The 17,208-nt window shown below is 67.1% G+C and carries 18 protein-coding genes; 13 read left to right on the forward strand and 5 right to left on the reverse strand.

The genetic code is table 11. From position 1 onward, the window contains the following. Window positions 1–38: 38 nt before the first annotated feature. Both BJG92_RS09610 and BJG92_RS09615 read right to left on the reverse strand, forming a co-directional pair. A complete protein-coding gene (locus BJG92_RS09610) occupies window positions 39–248 on the reverse strand; it encodes a hypothetical protein (RefSeq protein WP_232083801.1) in 210 nt (69 codons plus the stop codon). Between the two features lie 132 nt (window positions 249–380). Then, entirely contained in the window at window positions 381–1,538 is a 1,158-nt protein-coding gene (locus BJG92_RS09615; protein ID WP_232083802.1) for a pyridoxal phosphate-dependent aminotransferase, read from the reverse strand. A 97-nt stretch (window positions 1,539–1,635) separates the two neighbouring features. Between BJG92_RS09615 and truB the strand changes: the two genes are divergently transcribed. Genes truB through BJG92_RS09630 form a run of 3 tightly spaced genes read left to right on the forward strand, consistent with a single transcriptional unit; the run spans window position 1,636 to window position 3,462 of the window. Then, window positions 1,636–2,580, forward strand: a complete 945-nt coding sequence (gene truB, locus BJG92_RS09620) for a tRNA pseudouridine(55) synthase TruB (RefSeq protein WP_232083803.1) — start codon at window positions 1,636–1,638, stop codon at window positions 2,578–2,580. Continuing rightward, on the forward strand, window positions 2,580–2,933 hold the full coding sequence (locus BJG92_RS09625; RefSeq protein ID WP_232083804.1) for a hypothetical protein: 354 nt from the start codon (window positions 2,580–2,582) through the stop codon (window positions 2,931–2,933). Before truB ends, BJG92_RS09625 begins: the two co-directional genes overlap by 1 nt. A gap of 19 nt (window positions 2,934–2,952) precedes the next feature. Beyond that, the gene (locus BJG92_RS09630; RefSeq protein WP_232083805.1) at window positions 2,953–3,462 is read left to right on the forward strand and encodes a hypothetical protein; all 510 of its coding nucleotides are present in this window, start codon (window positions 2,953–2,955) and stop codon (window positions 3,460–3,462) included. On the opposite strand, the gene BJG92_RS09635 is transcribed toward BJG92_RS09630, so the two are convergent. Next, window positions 3,459–3,962 carry a VOC family protein gene (locus tag BJG92_RS09635; protein ID WP_232083806.1) on the reverse strand — a complete coding sequence of 168 codons (504 nt, stop codon included), beginning with the start codon at window positions 3,960–3,962 and terminating at the stop codon, window positions 3,459–3,461. The genes BJG92_RS09630 and BJG92_RS09635 overlap by 4 nt on opposite strands. A gap of 109 nt (window positions 3,963–4,071) precedes the next feature. Then, the gene (locus tag BJG92_RS09640) at window positions 4,072–4,656 is read right to left on the reverse strand and encodes an NUDIX domain-containing protein (protein ID WP_232083807.1); all 585 of its coding nucleotides are present in this window, start codon (window positions 4,654–4,656) and stop codon (window positions 4,072–4,074) included. Between the two features lie 145 nt (window positions 4,657–4,801). Between BJG92_RS09640 and BJG92_RS09645 the strand changes: the two genes are divergently transcribed. Beyond that, a complete protein-coding gene (locus BJG92_RS09645; protein ID WP_232083808.1) occupies window positions 4,802–6,484 on the forward strand; it encodes an HNH endonuclease signature motif containing protein in 1,683 nt (560 codons plus the stop codon). A gap of 32 nt (window positions 6,485–6,516) precedes the next feature. Here BJG92_RS09645 and BJG92_RS09650 read toward each other — a convergent pair whose 3' ends face one another. After that, a complete protein-coding gene (locus BJG92_RS09650; RefSeq protein WP_232083809.1) occupies window positions 6,517–6,942 on the reverse strand; it encodes a GNAT family N-acetyltransferase in 426 nt (141 codons plus the stop codon). Between the two features lie 115 nt (window positions 6,943–7,057). Here BJG92_RS09650 and BJG92_RS09655 point away from each other — a divergent pair, with 115 nt between their 5' ends. From BJG92_RS09655 to BJG92_RS09695, 9 genes are all read left to right on the forward strand, one after another. Further along, window positions 7,058–8,164, forward strand: a complete 1,107-nt coding sequence (locus BJG92_RS09655; protein WP_232083810.1) for a GNAT family N-acetyltransferase — start codon at window positions 7,058–7,060, stop codon at window positions 8,162–8,164. Window positions 8,165–8,196: 32 nt separating this feature from the next. After that, window positions 8,197–8,643, forward strand: coding sequence for a hypothetical protein (locus tag BJG92_RS09660; RefSeq protein WP_232083811.1), 447 nt, complete (start codon window positions 8,197–8,199; stop codon window positions 8,641–8,643). Between the two features lie 310 nt (window positions 8,644–8,953). Further along, complete coding sequence (locus BJG92_RS09665; protein WP_232083848.1) at window positions 8,954–9,976, forward strand: bifunctional riboflavin kinase/FAD synthetase; 1,023 nt, start codon at window positions 8,954–8,956, stop codon at window positions 9,974–9,976. Between the two features lie 32 nt (window positions 9,977–10,008). After that, on the forward strand, window positions 10,009–10,863 hold the full coding sequence (gene kynA / locus BJG92_RS09670) for a tryptophan 2,3-dioxygenase (RefSeq protein WP_232083812.1): 855 nt from the start codon (window positions 10,009–10,011) through the stop codon (window positions 10,861–10,863). A 62-nt stretch (window positions 10,864–10,925) separates the two neighbouring features. Continuing rightward, a complete protein-coding gene (kynU, locus tag BJG92_RS09675; RefSeq protein WP_232083849.1) occupies window positions 10,926–12,179 on the forward strand; it encodes a kynureninase in 1,254 nt (417 codons plus the stop codon). 159 nt (window positions 12,180–12,338) lie between these two features. Continuing rightward, a complete protein-coding gene (rpsO, locus tag BJG92_RS09680; RefSeq protein WP_226760651.1) occupies window positions 12,339–12,608 on the forward strand; it encodes a 30S ribosomal protein S15 in 270 nt (89 codons plus the stop codon). Window positions 12,609–12,856: 248 nt separating this feature from the next. After that, window positions 12,857–15,106, forward strand: a complete 2,250-nt coding sequence (locus BJG92_RS09685) for a polyribonucleotide nucleotidyltransferase (RefSeq protein ID WP_232083813.1) — start codon at window positions 12,857–12,859, stop codon at window positions 15,104–15,106. Window positions 15,107–15,212: 106 nt separating this feature from the next. Continuing rightward, the gene (locus BJG92_RS09690) at window positions 15,213–16,556 is read left to right on the forward strand and encodes a pitrilysin family protein (RefSeq protein ID WP_232083814.1); all 1,344 of its coding nucleotides are present in this window, start codon (window positions 15,213–15,215) and stop codon (window positions 16,554–16,556) included. 109 nt (window positions 16,557–16,665) lie between these two features. Then, a complete protein-coding gene (locus BJG92_RS09695; protein WP_232083815.1) occupies window positions 16,666–17,151 on the forward strand; it encodes a DUF1579 domain-containing protein in 486 nt (161 codons plus the stop codon). Window positions 17,152–17,208: the final 57 nt, after the last annotated feature.

Here is a 17,208-nt window from a genome sequence, read left to right on the forward strand (position 1 = left end):
CGGGGCTACCCGCCGCAGAATTCTGGGATGTGATTCCTTCAGCGGCGCCGTGACCGGGCGCCGCGGGCGCCCAGACCGCCAAGCACCGGAGAGCCCACGCCCAGCAGGAAGCCGAAGTCATACCAGTTGCCGGCACGCGCCGAGTTGTAGAAAGGGAATTCGCTCCACTGACCGAAGACGTGCACAATCAGCACGATCCACGCCGTCAACCCGTTCCAGACACCCCACAAAAAGTCCTGCCACCACATGTGTACCTCCCTGACGGATTACTGCACCTCAGCACTGCTGTTCGGCCCGGCACCCGTGGCCTTGAGCGCTGGCCTCAGATTAGGCTCTGGGGCGTCCAGGCGGTAGAGGCTCTTGGGGAGATTCGCGGCCGGTCAGGAGAGCCGGGCGGGCAGGCGGCCGAGGCCTTCCACGAGCTCGGCCTGGCTGCTGCAGAGGGCAATCCGGATCCAGCCCTCACCGAACGAGCCGAACGCCGTGCCCGGGGCGAAGGCCACCCCGGAGTCGGCCAGGAAACCCCGGACCCAGGCCCGGACGTCTCCGCCACTGACATGGGAAACATCGGCCCAGAGGTAAAAGGCGCCCTGGGCCGTGAGGAACGGGATCTTCTTGGCCTCCAGGACCGCCGAGGCAGCGTCCCGGTTGGCGCGGTAGTGGGCGTGGGCATGGGCGACGTAGTCCTGCGGGCCTGTCAGCGCCGCCAGCCCGGCGTACTGCGAGGGCGAGGCGACGCAGGAGACGATAGATTCCATGACGTTGTTCATCTTCAGCTCCAGCCCCGGCGGGCAGATCAGGGCGCCGATGCGCAGCCCCGTCAGGCCATAGGTCTTGGACAGCGTTACCGACGTGAAAACTCGGGCCTCGCCCGGCACGTCGCTGTCGAAGCGGGCGGGGCTCACATGCGGGACGTCGTACGTGAATGCCTCGTAGCATTCGTCGGAGATGATCCACAGGTTGCGCCGGACGGCCAATTCCACGAGGCTGCGGGTGAGCTCCTCGCCGAGGACAGCTCCCAGCGGGTTGGACGGCGAATTCAGGATCAGTACCTTGGTCCGCGGCGTGATGAGGGCCTCGATGTCCGCGATCCGCGGCTGGAAATCATGCTCCGGGTAGAGCGGGTACTGAACGGGGACGGCGTGCAGCAAGCTGGACGTCATCGCGAAGGTGGGGTAGCCCGGGTTGGGAATCAGGATTTCGTCGCCGGGGGAGAGCAGCAGGCTCATCGCGAAGTGCAGGCCCTGCTGGGCGCCGTCGACGACGTAGACGCGGTCCGCCCCGACCGGCGTCGCGTTGTGTTCGCGGAACCTCGCCGCGAAGGCCTCGCGCAAAGCCGGGATGCCGGCATTGGGCGTGTAGTTGGTTTCATCCCGGTCCAGGCACGCCATCCCGGCTTCGAGGATGTGGCGGGGGAGGGCGAAGCCGGGCTCGCCGATGCTCAGGACGATCGCCCCCGGGGTGGCCCAGGCGGCTTCGGTGATCTCGCGGATCTGGTTGATCGGGACGTCGCGGACGTGGGCGGCAAGCTCGGGCATGTCTGCCATCCTAGCCGCCGCGCGGAGCTGGGCCGATGCCCGAAGGGCCGGTCCGGGCAGGTCCGGGCCGCGGTTCTTCGCAGATATACTGGGAAGCGTGCTTTCTGGACTGGTAATAGTGGACAAGCCGCAAGGCTGGACCAGCCACGATGTGGTTGGACGGATGCGGCGGCTCGCCGGTACCCGAAAAGTGGGCCATGCCGGGACCCTGGACCCGATGGCCACCGGCGTCCTGGTGGTCGGCATCAACAAGGCTACGCGCCTGCTGACCTACATCGTGGGCACCTCGAAGACGTACACGGCCACCATCCGCCTCGGTGAATCGACCATCACCGACGACGCCGAGGGCGACGTCACCTCCACCCACAGCGCCGCCGCGGTCACCGAGGACGCGGTCCGGGCCGGCGTGGCGGCCCTCACGGGCGAAATCCAACAGGTTCCCAGCAGCGTCAGCGCGATCAAGGTCAACGGCGAACGCGCCTACGCGCGCGTCCGGTCCGGCGAAGAGGTCACGCTGGCTGCACGTCCGGTCACCATCCACCGCTTCGAGGCCCACGGGCTGCGTCCGGTGCGCGGCGGCGAGGCACTCGACGTCGACGTCACCGTTGAGTGCTCCTCCGGCACCTACATCCGCGCCCTCGCCCGCGACCTGGGCAGTGCGCTCGGCGTCGGCGGTCACCTCACGGCCCTGCGCAGGACCCGGGTGGGACCCTACAGCCTAGACCAGGCGCACACCCTCGAGCAGCTCGCCGAAAAACTGGACGTGCTGGAAATGTCCCAGGCCGCCCGGGCGCTCATGCCGAACCGTGAACTCAGCGACGAGGAAACCACCGAGATTTCCTTTGGCCGCCGGATCTCGGCCGGCCGCGGTGCGGGCACCCCGGACGCTGCGACGGCGGACAAGCCTGCCGCGGCCTTCGCGCCGGACGGCACGCTCGTGGCCCTGCTGGCCGATTCGGGCAGCTCCGCCAAACCCGTGCTGGTCTTCGCCCCGGACAACGAGAAGCGCACCGCGACACTGGAACAGCAGGCCGACCAGTAGTGGACGCGTATTTCTACATCGTCCTGGTGGTGGGACTGGTCTCCACCGTTATCTGCCTCACCGCCGGGCTCCTGAAGAAGGCCCCGAACGACACGACGATCCTGTCGGTGGCCGCCGTCGAACTTTCCCTGCTGGTGTATCTGGTCGGCTCGATCATCCGGGTTGCGGGCGGCGAAACGATCGCGGGGGAGCCCTGGGAGTTCTGGGGCTATCTGATCACAGCCCTGATTCTGCCGATCGGCGCCGTGTACTGGTCGATCCTGGAGCGCACCCGCTGGAGCAACTTCGTCTTGGCGGCCGTCGGCGTGACGGCCCTGGTGATGGCGGCCCGCATGAACCAGATTTGGTATTGACGTGGAAGAGGCAGGGAAAATGACCGAAAAATCTTCGCCCGGGGACACCGGTAGGGCCTCGGGCGGCAGCCTTCCGGCGACGGGCGGCAGCCTTCCGGCGACGGGCGGCGCTGCTCCGAAGGATACCCGCAATACCGGCCCCGGCCGGCTGCTGATAGCCGTCTACGCAGTGTTCGCCATTTCGGCGACGGCCCGGGCTGGCTACCAGATCATCACCAAGTTTTCCGAAGCCCCTTTGGCCTACCTCCTGTCGGCGTTCGCCGCGGTGGTCTACCTCGTAGCGACCGTGTCCCTGGCAAAAGCCGGCCGCACGTGGTTCAAGGTGTCCGTTGCGGCTGTGCTGGTGGAGCTGCTCGGCGTTCTGGTGGTCGGGGCGCTCAGCGTGTTCGACTCGGTCAACTTCCCGCATGAGACTGTCTGGTCCCTGTTTGGCCGCGGGTACGGGTACATTCCGCTGCTGCTGCCGATCCTGGGCCTCATCTGGCTGTACCGCCGCCGTCCCGCGCCGAAGCCGGCCAAAGGTTCCTAGCCGGGGGTTGCGGCGCCGGGGTCCTCATCAACGTGGGGCTCGGCTGGGTCGCCCGGCTGCGGGCCTGCTGGCCCTTCCGCCGGCCGGTCCAGTTCCTGGAACACCGTAATTTGGAGTCCGGACGGACCGTTGAGCCGTGAGTTCACTGAACGCCACGGCGTTTCCCGCGGTTCCGCGATGAGCGTGCCTCCGGCCTTGACGAGGTCCCGGGTGGCTGCTTCCGCGTTATCGACCTCGAATGCGACCCGGAGCTTAGCGCTCGGCTGGCCATCTGCCTCCACCTGATCGATGTACGTGACCTGGGCGGGGTTGGAGAGCTCCAAGGTGGCCCGGCCGGCTTCCAGGACGGTGATGCGAGCTTCCCCCTCGCTGGGGACGACCTCGCGCTCCACCAGGCCCAGCACGTCGCGGTAGAAGGTCACGGCGGCGTCGTAGTCCTCGGTCTCGATGACGAGGCGCAGCTGCCGGACAGGGGGCGGGGTGTGATCCTCGGTAGTCATAACCGAACCCTAGGACGAACCGGACGATCGCGGAATGCCCGGTCTTCCTGGGCGCCGCGTCCTGGCTGCCGTGCGGGCCGGCGCCGCGCGGGGCGCGACGTGAACACGTTCAGTTGCTACCGAGGGCCAGGAGCCTGCCGCGAAGGCCCGGCCAGGCCGCGCCGAAGCCCGGATGCAACTCCTTATCGCTGACGAGCTCGACCGGAACCCACTGCAGCTCCAGGCTTTCCGGGTCGCTGATTTCCGGATCGAACGCCTCCACAACCTCGACGGCCACAGTGGTGTAGCTCCAATAGCCAACGTCAAACACCGAGGTGAACAGGACCCGCACGTTTTCCGGCGGAACGGCGGCTTCTTCCCTGGCTTCGCGCAGAGCGCCGTGGACTGCCTCTTCGCCCTGGTGCAGGGCGCCTCCCGGCAGTCCCCAGGTGCCGCCCTGATCGCTCCACAGGGCGCGGTGCTGGAGCAGGATGCCCTTGGCGGGGTCGTGAACCAGGAGTCCCGCCGAGCCGAAGCGCCCCCAGAACCGCCCGTAATCGCCTTCAACCCACGCGTCTCCTGGATCTCGGGGGCCGAGGGGACGACGCCGTTCGACGGGGAGCTCGCCGGCTTGTGCATCGCCGGGCCGCACTTTCCCGGGGAGAGCATCGTCGGGGAGCGCCGGGCTGGAAATCGGGGCAACAGGGCTGTCCATGCCCCCAGTTTGCCACGGGAACGGCTCGTCCTTGGAGAAGTTTGACCCCGTGGGACCGGCCGGGACGCCAGGGATGGATCCCGGCCGCGTTTAGGTCACAAAGCTCGAGCCCGTCATTGTCACACCTCAAATGTAATGTTCAGTTATGGACGCCATTGGAGATTTCATCCCGGTACAGGCCGCCCGGCCTGGCGCGGAAATACTCCTCGGACTGCCCCCACTGTCGCCCGTTCCAAGCGAGGCGGTCGACGTGGAACGCGCTTTGGATGCAGCGCTTGCACTGCTGCGCTCATGCAACGCGGCGGCGGTTGCCGATTCGGCGCTGTTTGGAGTGGCGGAAGCCGCGGACTTCGCCGGCCATGTTGAGGAGCTGTCCCGCCGCGTCGACCACCTGCAGCTTGTGGCCGCCGGGGCGGTCGACCGGACCCGAAGCCAGGCAGTAGCTCGTGCCAGGACCACCGCTGCGAGGGTCGGCTGTGATGCCCCGGCCGGCTGGCTGACTGGCTGGAACACCGGGCCGACGGCACCGGAGCGTAGCCGGTCCGACGCCACGTGGAGCATGCCGGAAAGCCTACCAACTTCGCCGGAACGCCTTGACGACGGGTACCGGAACACCGCGGATTTCCTGCGGGCTCGGCTGAGGATCACTGCCGTGGAGGCCCGGCGCCGGCTTGCCCTTGCCGCGGACGTTCTGCCGCGCAGAGGTCTGTCGGGCCAATCTTTGCCTGCCGCTAAGGAGGAACTCGCCGCGGGTGTTGCTGCCGGCGCCATCGCCTCACGTGCGGCGTCGATCATCTGCCTGTCCCTTGAGCGGGTCCGGCACGTGTCCCCACCCGAGGCAGCAGCCCGGATGGAGCATACCCTAGTCAGGACAGCGGTCGAAAACGACCAGGATTTCCTGACCAGGCTCGCCAAGCGCTGGACGGACGCCTTGGACCAGGACGGTGAGGAACCCGGCGAGCAGGAATTGCGCCAGCGCCAGGGCGCATTCATCCGGAGGGCACACCGCGGGCTGCACCATCTGGAAATCTTCGCCACGACTGATCAGTTCGAGCACTTGCTGACGGTCATGAACGTCGCCACCAATCCACGGTCGGGCGCAGCGTCCCCTCCGGACACAGGTGTCGCGGGCGCTGCCGGTAGTGCCGGGCCCGCTGCCGATGCCAGCGCCGATGGCGCGGTCAACGGGGATGCGGACGACGCGGCGGCAGCGGAGCGGCTGGATCAGCGCACCCGGCCGCAGCGGCTCCTTGACGGGCTCGTCGGAGCCTGCAAAGCAGCACTCGCTGCCGGAAGTCTGCCCGCTGCGGGAGGACTGCGCCCGCAGGTGATGGTCACCATTGATTACCGCGACCTGCTTGAACGGCTCGGTGGCGCCGACCCGGAGACGCGGGCGCCCGGTTCCAACGCAGGGACGCTAATGTTCACGGGCCCCATCACCGCCTCGACTGTGCGCAAGATCGCGTGCGACGCGGACGTCATCCCGGTCCTGCTCGGCGGGCAAGGCCGGATCCTCGACGTCGGTCGTGCCTCCAGGGTCTTTCCGCCCCACATTCGAAAGGCCCTCACGGCCCGGGACCGGGGCTGCGCCTTTCCCCAGTGCACCATCCCGGCGCCGTGGTGCGAGGCCCACCACATCAGCTACTGGTCCCGCGGCGGGAGCACCGGAACCGAGAACGGCGCCTTGCTCTGCTCCCATCACCATCACTTGATACACAAGGAACAGTGGACCGTTCAGCTGCGAAGCGGCGTTCCATGGTTCATCCCGCCCCCGCATCTGGACCCGAGCCAACTGCCACGACGGAACAGTTACTTTCGTCTTGAGTGAGGTGACGCGCTACGTCTGCAGGTCATTCAGGGCTAGCGGAACCGCGCAAAGACCCTCACCGGTTCGGGGCGGAAATCCGAGCCCTCGGTGAAGCCGAGGGCCTCATAGAAGGCGCGCTGTCCGGGTTCGTTGTCCGTGATCAGCACCAGTTGCCGGACGTGCCCGTAACGCGCCTGCGCAGCTTCCAGCAGGGCACGGCCGGCACCGGAGTTCTGGAATGCCGGATCCACCAGGATGTCCTGCACGTAGCAGATGGTCGCGTCGTCGGAGATCGCGCGGGCCAATCCAACCAGCCCGCCGTTGGCAGCACGGGCCGTGACAACGAAGGAAGATCCCCGGATGGCGCTGACGAGTACGTCGGGTTCCCGGGTGTAAGCGGTCCAACCCACGGATTCGTACAGCGCCAGCACTTCGGAATCGGAAACAGGTGTGCCGGCGAGGACTGTGAACTCTGGCATCGGAACAGTGTCGCACATTGCCGTCCCCCTGCCGCGGGCGGGAGGTGCTAGCGTATCGCCGACGCGTCACACGGGGCCGGGCCTTCGTGGCGCCAAAATCCAGGGGGAGGAATCTATGAACTCAGCCGTGAACGCCGCTGTGAGCATCCGCCAGTGCACGGCGGGCGACCTTGCCGCGCTGAGCCTGCACGAACCTCCGAACTCGAGGATCGCCGCAGGCTTCCTGGATCGTCAGACTGCCGGGGACCTGATCTATGCCACGGCGTGGACCGGGGACACCCCGCACGGCGGGGCGGTGTTGGATTTTAGGGCCGGGCCAGTCCCTGAGCTAAAACACGTCTTCGTGTACCCCGGCAGCAGGGGAGCGGGGGTAGGCCGAGCGCTCTGCCTCTGGCTGGAGGAACAAGCGAGGGCGGCAGGCCACCGCGGGATCATTCTCAGTGTCGAGCCGGGCAATGCGGTAGCCCGGAATCTCTACGAGGACCTTGGCTACCGGACCACCGGCGACGTCTCGGCATACTCGTACGAATACCTGGATGCCGCAGGCAACCGAATTATCGCCACGGAAACGGCTGAAATGTATCGCAAACCACTGGCGGCCCCCGCGGCCGATCACGCTCCCGCAACCGTTGCCGCTGCCACTGCCGCCAAACCAACCCGGAGCGCCCCCTCCCGGGTCCTCTTCTACGGGGTGACCGGTAGCGGCAAGTCCTCCGCTGCCCGCGCCTTCGCGAGAGCCACGGGACTGCCGGAGTTCTCAGCGGACGACGACATCGGCTGGCTGCCCGGCTGGCAGCAGCGCACCATTGAGGAGCAGCGGGGCACCGCAGCCGCGATTGCAGCCCAGGAACGCTGGGTGCTGGACAGTGCCTATGGTGTCTGGCGGGACGTTGTCCTGCCGCGGGCGGAGCTGGTGGTCGGGCTGGACTATCCGCGCTGGCTCTCGCTGGCCCGGCTGGTCCGCCGCACGCTGCGGCGAGCCATAACCCGGGAACCCGTCTGCAACGGCAACCAGGAAACCGTCGCCCGCATATTCATCCAGGACTCGATTATCCGGTGGCATTTCCGGTCGTTCACGCGGAAACGGCAAGTGATGCGGGCGCTCCAGGCAGATCCCGGGATGCCTACTACGATCTTGTTCCGCCACCCGCGGGAGCTCGAGGCCTGGCTGGCGCAGCTGCCCTCGAAGTCCGGGCAGACCGGGCAGGCCGAAAGCCTCTGAACGGACAACCTGCCGCGGTTAAGCTTGGATGCATGGCTGGACTCAGGGCGGCACAAGAGTTCCCGGAGGCTGGACGCGCGTCCCTGCTACGGGCCGTGAAAGCCTTCCACACCTTTGCCTGGTTCACGATCGAGGCCTGTATGGCCTACGTCCTGTATGCCGGTGTTCGCGGCCGCACGGACCGGACGGTGGGCCTGGCTGCCGGCGTCGTGACCGCCGAGACTCTGGTCTTTGCCGCCAACGGCTTTCACTGCCCGCTCACCGCAGTGGCCAAAGACCTGGGCGACAAGACCGGCTCTGTCACCGACATCTATCTGCCGCAGTGGTTAGCGAGCAACCTCCCGGCCATCCATGTCCCGCTGATCCTTGCCGCCGTGCTACTGCACTGGCGCAACTACCGCGCAGCCGGCGGCACAGCCAGGCGGCGCAGCGAGGCGGCCCGGTCCCAGCCCCGGCCCGGTGGCCGGCGCCGTGGGTGACGCTAGGGCAGCGGGTTGCCGTTCAGGTCAACGCGGAAGTGCTCGATCATCTTGTTGCTAGGCGTGTCGATGATGATCACCGAGTCTGCCGGCCAGGACGGGTCCGGAACAACAGTGTAGGGAGCGTCTGTGATCCTGGTGGGCCGCCCGGCGTCGCAGCGTTGTCCTGCCGCCGCAGCGCGGACGGCGCTGCCCGGAACCGGCGAAGCGGAGTCTGAGGAGCGCCGCGTTTGCGGGTAATCTAGGAGAGTTCCGGAGCATGCAGGATTCCCCGGTGCAGCTCATGGCAGGAAGCAAAAAGGCGAGGTTGATGGTCAAGATCTGGAACGATCCGTCCGAAGTCCCGGCGGACTTCGGCCCGTCCGTCGTCACGTTTGGCAATTTCGACGGCGTGCACCGCGGCCACCAGCAGGTGCTCTCGCAGCTCATCCGCATCGCCCGCCTGAACCACGCCCGCGCCGTCGCCATCACCTTCGATCCGCACCCGGCCCAGGTCCACCGCCCCGAGTCTGCCCCCGAACTGATCATGGGCCTGGAGGACAAGCTCGAGGCCCTCGGCGAAGTGGGCCTCGACGCCGTGCTCGTGATGAAGTATTCCCTGGAGCTGGCCAGCCTCACGCCGGCAGAATTCGTCGCCGACATCCTCGTCGGAAGCCTCAAAGCCAGCCACGTCGTGATCGGCCACGACGCCCGCTTCGGCCGCGGCAACTCCGGGGACCTGAACACCATGCAGGAGCTGGGCAAGAGCCTCGGCTTCGAGGTACTGGTCATCAGCGAGTTCGGCTCCGAAGGCTTCCCGCTCCACAGTGATCCGCACGGTGGCCGGCATCATCAACAGAACGACGGCGATGCCGGCAAGGACCGGCGCTGCTCCTCGACCTGGGTGCGCGAAGCGCTGCGGGAGGGCGACGTCGCCACCGCGGCCGCCGTCCTCGGCCGGCCGCACCGGATGCGCGGCGTAGTGGTCCATGGCGCAGCCCGCGGCCGCGACCTCGGATTTCCCACAGCCAACCTCGCCTCCGACGCGAGCGGCTACATCCCGGCCGACGGCATCTACGCCGGCTGGCTCGTGGACCAGGCGGGCACGCGCTGGCCCGCGGCCATCTCCGTCGGTTCCAACCCCACTTTCGACGGCGTGAGCCGGCAGGTGGAGGCACACGTGATCGACCGCCCGGAGGAAGCCGTGGAGGACTTCGATCTGTATGACCAGACAGTAGTGGTCGAATTCGTCGCGCGGCTGCGGGGCATGGTGGCGTACCGTGGCCCTGAGGCGCTGGTGGACCAGATGCGCCTGGACGTGGTCCAGGCCCACAACATCCTGTTCGCCGGCTAGCGCACCATCCGGCCCTGGAAGGCAAAAAAGACGTGACCATTGAGAAAAACACGAGGGAGCTGGACAAGGACATTGTCCGCGACTTCAGTTCGCGGATGAGCTACGCGTCCTACCTGCAGCTTCCGACGCTGCTCAGTGCCCAGCAGCCAGTCAGCGCGCCCGAGCACCACGATGAGATGCTGTTCATCATCCAGCACCAGACCACGGAGCTGTGGCTCAAGCTGGTCCTGCACGAGCTCCGCAGCGCCGCCGCATGGCTCCGCTCCGACGACCTCGGCTCGGCGCTGAAGGCGATCGCCCGGGTCAAGCACATCCAGAAAACCCTGACCGAGCAGTGGTCCGTGCTGGCAACCCTTACCCCCACGGAGTACTCACAGTTCCGCGGCTTCCTGGGCAACTCCTCCGGATTCCAGTCCAGCCAGTACCGGGCCGTCGAGTTCCTGCTGGGCAACAAGAACCGCAAGATGCTGCCGGTGTTCGAATCCGACCCCGAGGCGCACGCGATGCTGTTGGAGATTCTCGAATCCCCGAGCATCTACGACGACTTTCTCGCCTACCTCAAGCGCCAGGGCTTCGACGTTCCCGACGAACTTATCGAGCGTGACGTCACCCAGGCGCACGAGTTCTGCGCCGGGCTGGTCCCGGTGTTCAAGTTCATCTACGAAAACGCCGCGGACAACTGGGGCGCCTACGAGGCCTGCGAGGAACTTGTGGATCTGGAGGACAACTTCCAGCTCTGGCGCTTCCGGCACCTGCGCACGGTGCAGCGCACCATCGGCATGAAGTCCGGCACCGGCGGCTCCAGCGGCGCCGCCTTCCTGCAGAAGGCACTTGAATTGACCTTCTTCCCCGAGCTCTTCGCCGTCCGGACGGAGATCGGCCAGTGAGCGCCCTTCACCCGCAGGCGGCGGGGCCCGCGGCACAAGCCACCGCCGGCAACGACACTGCCCTGCTGCGACGTGCCCGGGAACTGGACGCCGCCGATCCGCTCGCCGCCTACCGCGATCACTTCATCGGCACTGACACGGAAGTGACCTACCTGGACGGCAACTCCCTGGGCCGGCCGCTCAAGCGCACGGTGACGGACGTCAGCAGCTTCATCCAGGACAGCTGGGGCGGCCGGCTGATCCGTGGCTGGGACGAGGAATGGCTGGAACTCCCGCGGGCCATCGGCGACCAGCTCGGCCGCGCGGTCCTCGGCGCTGCCCCCGGGCAGACCATCATCGCCGACTCCACCACAGTGGTGCTGTACAAGCTGATCCGGGCCGCGCTGGCCGCGGTTACGGACCCGGCCCGCACCGAAATCGTGCTGGACACGGAGAATTTCCCCACCGACCGCTACCTCGTCGAGGGCATCGCCCGCGAGGAGGGCCTGACGGTTCGCTGGATCGACGCCGATCCCTCCTCCGGTGTCACCGTCGAGCAGGTGCGGGACGCCACGGGTCCGGCCACCGCCGTCGTGGTCATGAGCCAGATCGCCTACCGCTCCGGTTACCTCGCGGACCTGCCCGGGATCACCGCCGCCGTGCATGACGCCGGCGCGCTGGTGGTCTGGGACCTGTGCCATTCCGCCGGGTCGGTGGAGATCGGCCTGGACGCCGCCGGCGTCGACTTCGCCGCCGGCTGCACCTACAAGTACCTCAACGGGGGACCGGGCTCGCCCGCCTTCGCCTACGTCAACGCACGGCATCTTCCCGGCCTGCAGCAGCCGATCTGGGGCTGGATGGGCCGCAAGGACGCCTTCGAAATGGGCCCCGGCTACGAGGCCGCCGCCGGCATCCGCGGGTTCCTCAGCGGCACCCCGGCCGTCTTCGGGATGCTGGCCATGCGCGGCACCCTGGACCTGCTCGAGGAAGTGGGCATGGCTGCCGTCCGGGAGAAATCCCGGCTGCTGACCGCGTTCGCCGTCGAACTCCACGAGGCCTGGCTCGCGCCGGCGGGCGTGACGCTCTCGACGCCGCGGGACCCGGAGCTGCGCGGCAGCCACATTACGGTGGACCACCCGGCGTTCCGGGAAATGACCGCCACGCTGTGGGAGCAGGACATCATCCCCGATTTCCGCGCCCCGCAGGGCATCCGGATCGGCCTCTCGCCGCTGAGCACGTCCTTTGCCGAGCTCTGCCGCGGCGTCGCCGCCATCCGCGATCGGCTCGAAAGCGGCGGTTCCGGCACGGCGCAGGACCTGCCGTTTCGACAAGATTAGCGGCGTGCCGGTAAACTAAACGTTGGATCCGGCTGCAGTCCGTGGCGGCTGGCTCTTGCTGTGTACGGGCAGCCTTCTCTTCGGAGCAGGACGACCGGCACTGCACCCCCGGCAGTGAGTTACTGTTTCGGGCCTCACGGCACATCTCTAGGAGTTATCGTGGCACTTGAAGCCGCTGTAAAGCAGTCCATCATCAAGGATTTCGCAACGTCCGAGGGCGACACCGGTTCGCCGGAGGTCCAGGTTGCGGTCCTGACTCAGCGGATCAAGGATCTCACTGAGCACATGAAGGTGCACAAGCACGATTACCACACCCAGCGCGGTCTGCTGGCCATGGTTGGTCGTCGCAAGCGCATGCTGACCTACCTCAAGAACACTGACATCACCCGCTACCGTGCGCTCATCGAGCGTCTCGGCCTGCGCCGCTAGTCAGCTTTAAGGGGCGGCCCCTTCCGTGACGGAAAGGGCCGCCTTCTTCAAATAAAAACTCAACAGGAGGATCAACCGCATCACGCATTCGCGGTCTTCGGTAGTGATCCCCGGGAACGGCTTCAACGGATGAAGCCCAGGCCCGTGGGTCTCGATCGATGACCGGGTGCAGTGCAGGCCAGCAGACAGACGCTGGACTGGGTTGATGCGGCTGGACTCCGTGAACCATGAAACGGAGGTGACTCTCTATGGAGGGTCCCGAAATCCAGTTCTCAGAAGCAGTCATTGACAATGGCCGCTTCGGCAAGCGTGTAATCCGCTTTGAAACCGGCCGCCTTGCCAAGCAGGCAGCCGGCGCAGCGATGGTCTACCTCGACGACGAGACCGCGCTGCTGTCCGCCACCACCGCCGGCAAGCACCCGCGTGAAGGTTTCGACTTCTTCCCGCTGACCGTCGACGTCGAAGAGCGCATGTACGCCGCCGGCCGCATCCCGGGCTCGTTCTTCCGCCGCGAAGGCCGCCCCTCAACGGAAGCCATCCTGGCCTGCCGCCTGATGGACCGTCCGCTGCGTCCGGCCTTCGTCAAGGGCCTGCGCAACGAGGTCCAGATCGTCGTCACCGTGCTGTCCATCAACCCGGACGAGCTCTACGACGTCGTAGCGATCAACGCTTCCTCGATGTCCACCCAGCTCTCCGGCCTGCCGTTCTCCGGCCCGATCGGCGGCGTCCGCGTTGCCCTGATCGCCGACGAGCACGGTTCGCAGTGGGTTGCTTTCCCGAAGCACTCCCAGCTGGAGAACGCCGTCTTCAACATGGTCGTTGCCGGCCGCGTCAAGGGCGATGACGTCGCCATCATGATGGTTGAAGCCGAAGCCACGGACAACTCCTGGAACCTCATCAAGGAACAGGGCGCCACCGCCCCGACCGAAGAGGTTGTCTCCGAGGGCCTCGAGGCTGCCAAGCCGTTCATCAAGGCTCTCTGCGATGCCCAGTCCGACCTGGCGGCCCGCGCCGCCAAGCCGACCGTCGAGTTCCCGGTCTTCCTGGACTACCAGGACGACGTCTACGCCGCCGTGGAGTCCGCTGCCGCCGACAAGCTGGCCGCTGTGTTCCAGATCGCTGACAAGCAGGAACGCGACCTCGCCTCGGATTCGCTCAAGGACGAGGTCACCTCTTCCCTCGCCGGCCAGTTCGAAGGCCGCGAGAAGGAGCTGTCCGCAGCTTTCCGTTCCGTCACCAAGCACGTTGTGCGCCAGCGCATCCTGACGGACCAGATCCGTATCGACGGCCGTGGCCTGACGGACATCCGCCAGCTCACCGCCGAGGTTGAAGTTCTGCCCCGCGTCCACGGCTCGGCCATCTTCGAACGCGGCGAGACCCAGATCATGGGTGTCACCACGCTGAACATGCTCAAGATGGAACAGCAGATCGACTCCCTGTCTCCCGTGACGCGCAAGCGCTACATGCACAACTACAACTTCCCGCCGTACTCCACCGGCGAGACCGGCCGCGTCGGTTCGCCGAAGCGCCGCGAAATCGGCCACGGTGCCCTCGCAGAGCGCGCCATCATGCCGGTGCTGCCCTCCCGCGAGGAGTTCCCCTACGCCATCCGCCAGGTGTCTGAGGCTCTCAGTTCCAACGGTTCGACGTCGATGGGTTCCGTGTGCGCCTCCACGCTGTCCCTGCTCAATGCAGGTGTGCCGCTGAAGGCAGCGGTTGCCGGTATCGCCATGGGCCTGGTTTCCGACCAGGTTGACGGCCAGACCCGGTACGCGGCCCTGACCGACATCCTCGGCGCCGAAGATGCCTTCGGCGACATGGACTTCAAGGTTGCCGGTACGTCCGAGTTCGTCACGGCCATCCAGCTGGACACCAAGCTCGACGGCATCCCCGCCTCGGTCCTGGCCGCCGCCCTGAAGCAGGCCCGCGAAGCGCGCCTGCACATCCTGGACGTCCTGAATTCCGCGATCGACACCCCGGACGAGCTCTCCGAGTTCGCGCCGCGCGTCATCGCGGTCAAGATCCCGGTAGACAAGATCGGCGAGGTCATCGGCCCGAAGGGCAAGATGATCAACCAGATCCAGGAAGACACCGGAGCCGACATCTCGATCGAGGACGACGGAACTGTCTACATTGGCGCCACGAACGGCCCGTCTGCCGACGCAGCACGGTCCGCGATCAACGCCATCGCCAACCCGCAGATCCCGGAAATCGGCGAGCGCTACCTGGGCACGGTCGTCAAGACCACCGCCTTCGGCGCCTTCGTTTCCCTGACCCCGGGCAAGGACGGCCTCCTGCACATCTCCGAGCTGCGCAAGATCGCCGGCGGCAAGCGCGTGGACAACGTCGATGACGTTGTTTCGGTCGGCCAGAAGATCCAGGTGGAAATCACCAAGATCGATGACCGCGGCAAGCTGTCCCTCTCTCCGGTCGTGGCTGACGAGGCTGGCTCGGAAATTGCAGACGACGCTGAGGTCTCCCTGGAGTCCGCAGAGTAGTCTTTCCTGAATGAAGCGACGGGGCCGGTGGATCATCCACCGGCCCCGTCGCCGTTTAAAGGTAGGATTGCAGGCAGATTTGGCACGTGTTTACTGAAAGGCCTTGATGACTGTCGTCCCCCTGCCGCTTGAGCAGAACCAGCACGCTGACACCCTGATCCACGGCGCCGACGGCGGTTCCGAGGTGCGCCGCTCGGTCCTGCCCGGCGGCGTCCGCGTGCTGACCGAGGCGATGCCGGGTCAGCGCTCGGCCACCATTGGCTTCTGGGTCGGCGTCGGCTCCCGCGATGAAGCCCCCGGGCAACACGGCTCCACCCACTTCCTGGAGCACCTCCTGTTCAAGGGGACCAAGCGCCGCACCGCGCTGGAGATCGCCTCGGCGTTCGACGAGGTGGGCGGGGAATCCAACGCGGCCACCGCGAAGGAAAGCACCTGCTATTTCGCGCGCGTGCTGGACACCGACCTGCCGATGGCCATCGACGTGATCGCGGACATGATCACCGGCGCGGTGCTGGACCCGCAGGAGATGGAGCAGGAACGCGACGTCATCCTTGAGGAGATCGCGATGGACAGCGATGACCCCACGGACGTCGCCCATGAACACTTCGTCGCCGCCGTGCTCGGCATCCACCCGCTTGGCCGCCCGATCGGCGGCACCCCTGACGCCATCCGCGCTGTCGCCCGCGACTCGGTCTGGGACCACTACCGCCGCTATTACCGCCCCGACGAGCTCGTGATTACCGCCGCCGGGGGATTGGACCACGACGTCGTCTGCGCACTCGTGGTGGATGCCCTGCACTCCGCCGGCTGGAGCCTTGAAGCCGACGCCGCTCCCGTGCAGCGCCGTTCCACGGTGCGGGCGGACATCACCGGCACCGCCGGGCTGCACGTGGTCAAGCGTCCCGTGGAGCAGGCCAACATCATCGTGGGCTGCCCCACGATTGTGGCCACGGATGAGCGCCGTTTCGTCATGAGCGTGCTCAACGCCGTGCTCGGCGGGGGCATGTCCTCCCGGCTGTTCCAGGAAGTCCGCGAGAAGCGCGGGCTCGTCTACTCGACGTACTCGTTCGCCTCCTCCTACGCCGACGCCGGCTACTTCGGTATGTACGCCGGCTGCACTCCCTCAAAGGTCCGGCAGGTGCTGGAGATCCTCGGGACGGAGCTGGACAAGCTGGCCGACGGCGGCATCTCCGACGAGGAGCTCCGCAAGGCTGTGGGGCAGCTCTGCGGCGGAATCGTGCTGGCGCTTGAGGATACCGGCTCACGGATGTCCCGGCTGGGGCGCGCGGAGCTGGTGTCCGGGGAGTACCAGGACATCGACGAAACCCTCCGCCAGATCAAGGCCGTCACGGCGGCCGAGGTCCAGGAGCTGGCGCGCGAACTCGCGGCCGCCCCGCGGACTGTCACGGTGGTGGGCCCCTTCGAGGAGAACGAGACCTTCGGCCTCTGACCTGCACCTAGACACGGCGGGCGGCGCCGCGTGATGATGGGGGCGGGATTACTCGGGAGGGCCCCCACCTGGGAGGGCCCCCTCTGGAAGGAAACCCTGGAAGGAAAAAATGGACCGGCCGCTGCCAGGCAGTGCACACGAGGCTCTGGAGACATTCCTGGGCCGGTGGACCGGAACCACTCAGTGGGAGGCCACTCCCTGGGGGCCGGCAAGGACTGCGGCCGTCGAGATCAGTTTTGCCCGTGCGGCCGCCGGCCTGGCGGTCACCTGGACCTACCGGCACACCGAGGCAGACGGCACCCGCTCCGAGGGCCACGGCGTGTTCACCATGGATCCCGACCGCCCCGACACCCTCTGGTACCGCGTCAACAGCATGGGCCTGCCGCCGGAGCCGCCCGCGCGCGCCAGCTGGGAGGCGGGCACCCTGACCCTGGAGCGGCGCAGCGACCGGGGCGCCGCGAGGCACACTTTTCGGGTCGACGACGGCGTGCTCACGCACGGCGCCGGGCTCCGGCTGGGTAAGGCCAGCGACTTCACACCGTTCATGACCTCCGTCTGCCGGCGCGTCGCTGAGGACGCCGCCATTCCCGCCTGAGGCGTACCTTCGGCGGTCCCCGCAGACGCCCCCGGACCGGCGTGCTGCACCGCCGAA

Source organism: Arthrobacter sp. SO5 (genome assembly GCF_020532805.1).
Lineage (GTDB): Bacteria > Actinomycetota > Actinomycetes > Actinomycetales > Micrococcaceae > Arthrobacter.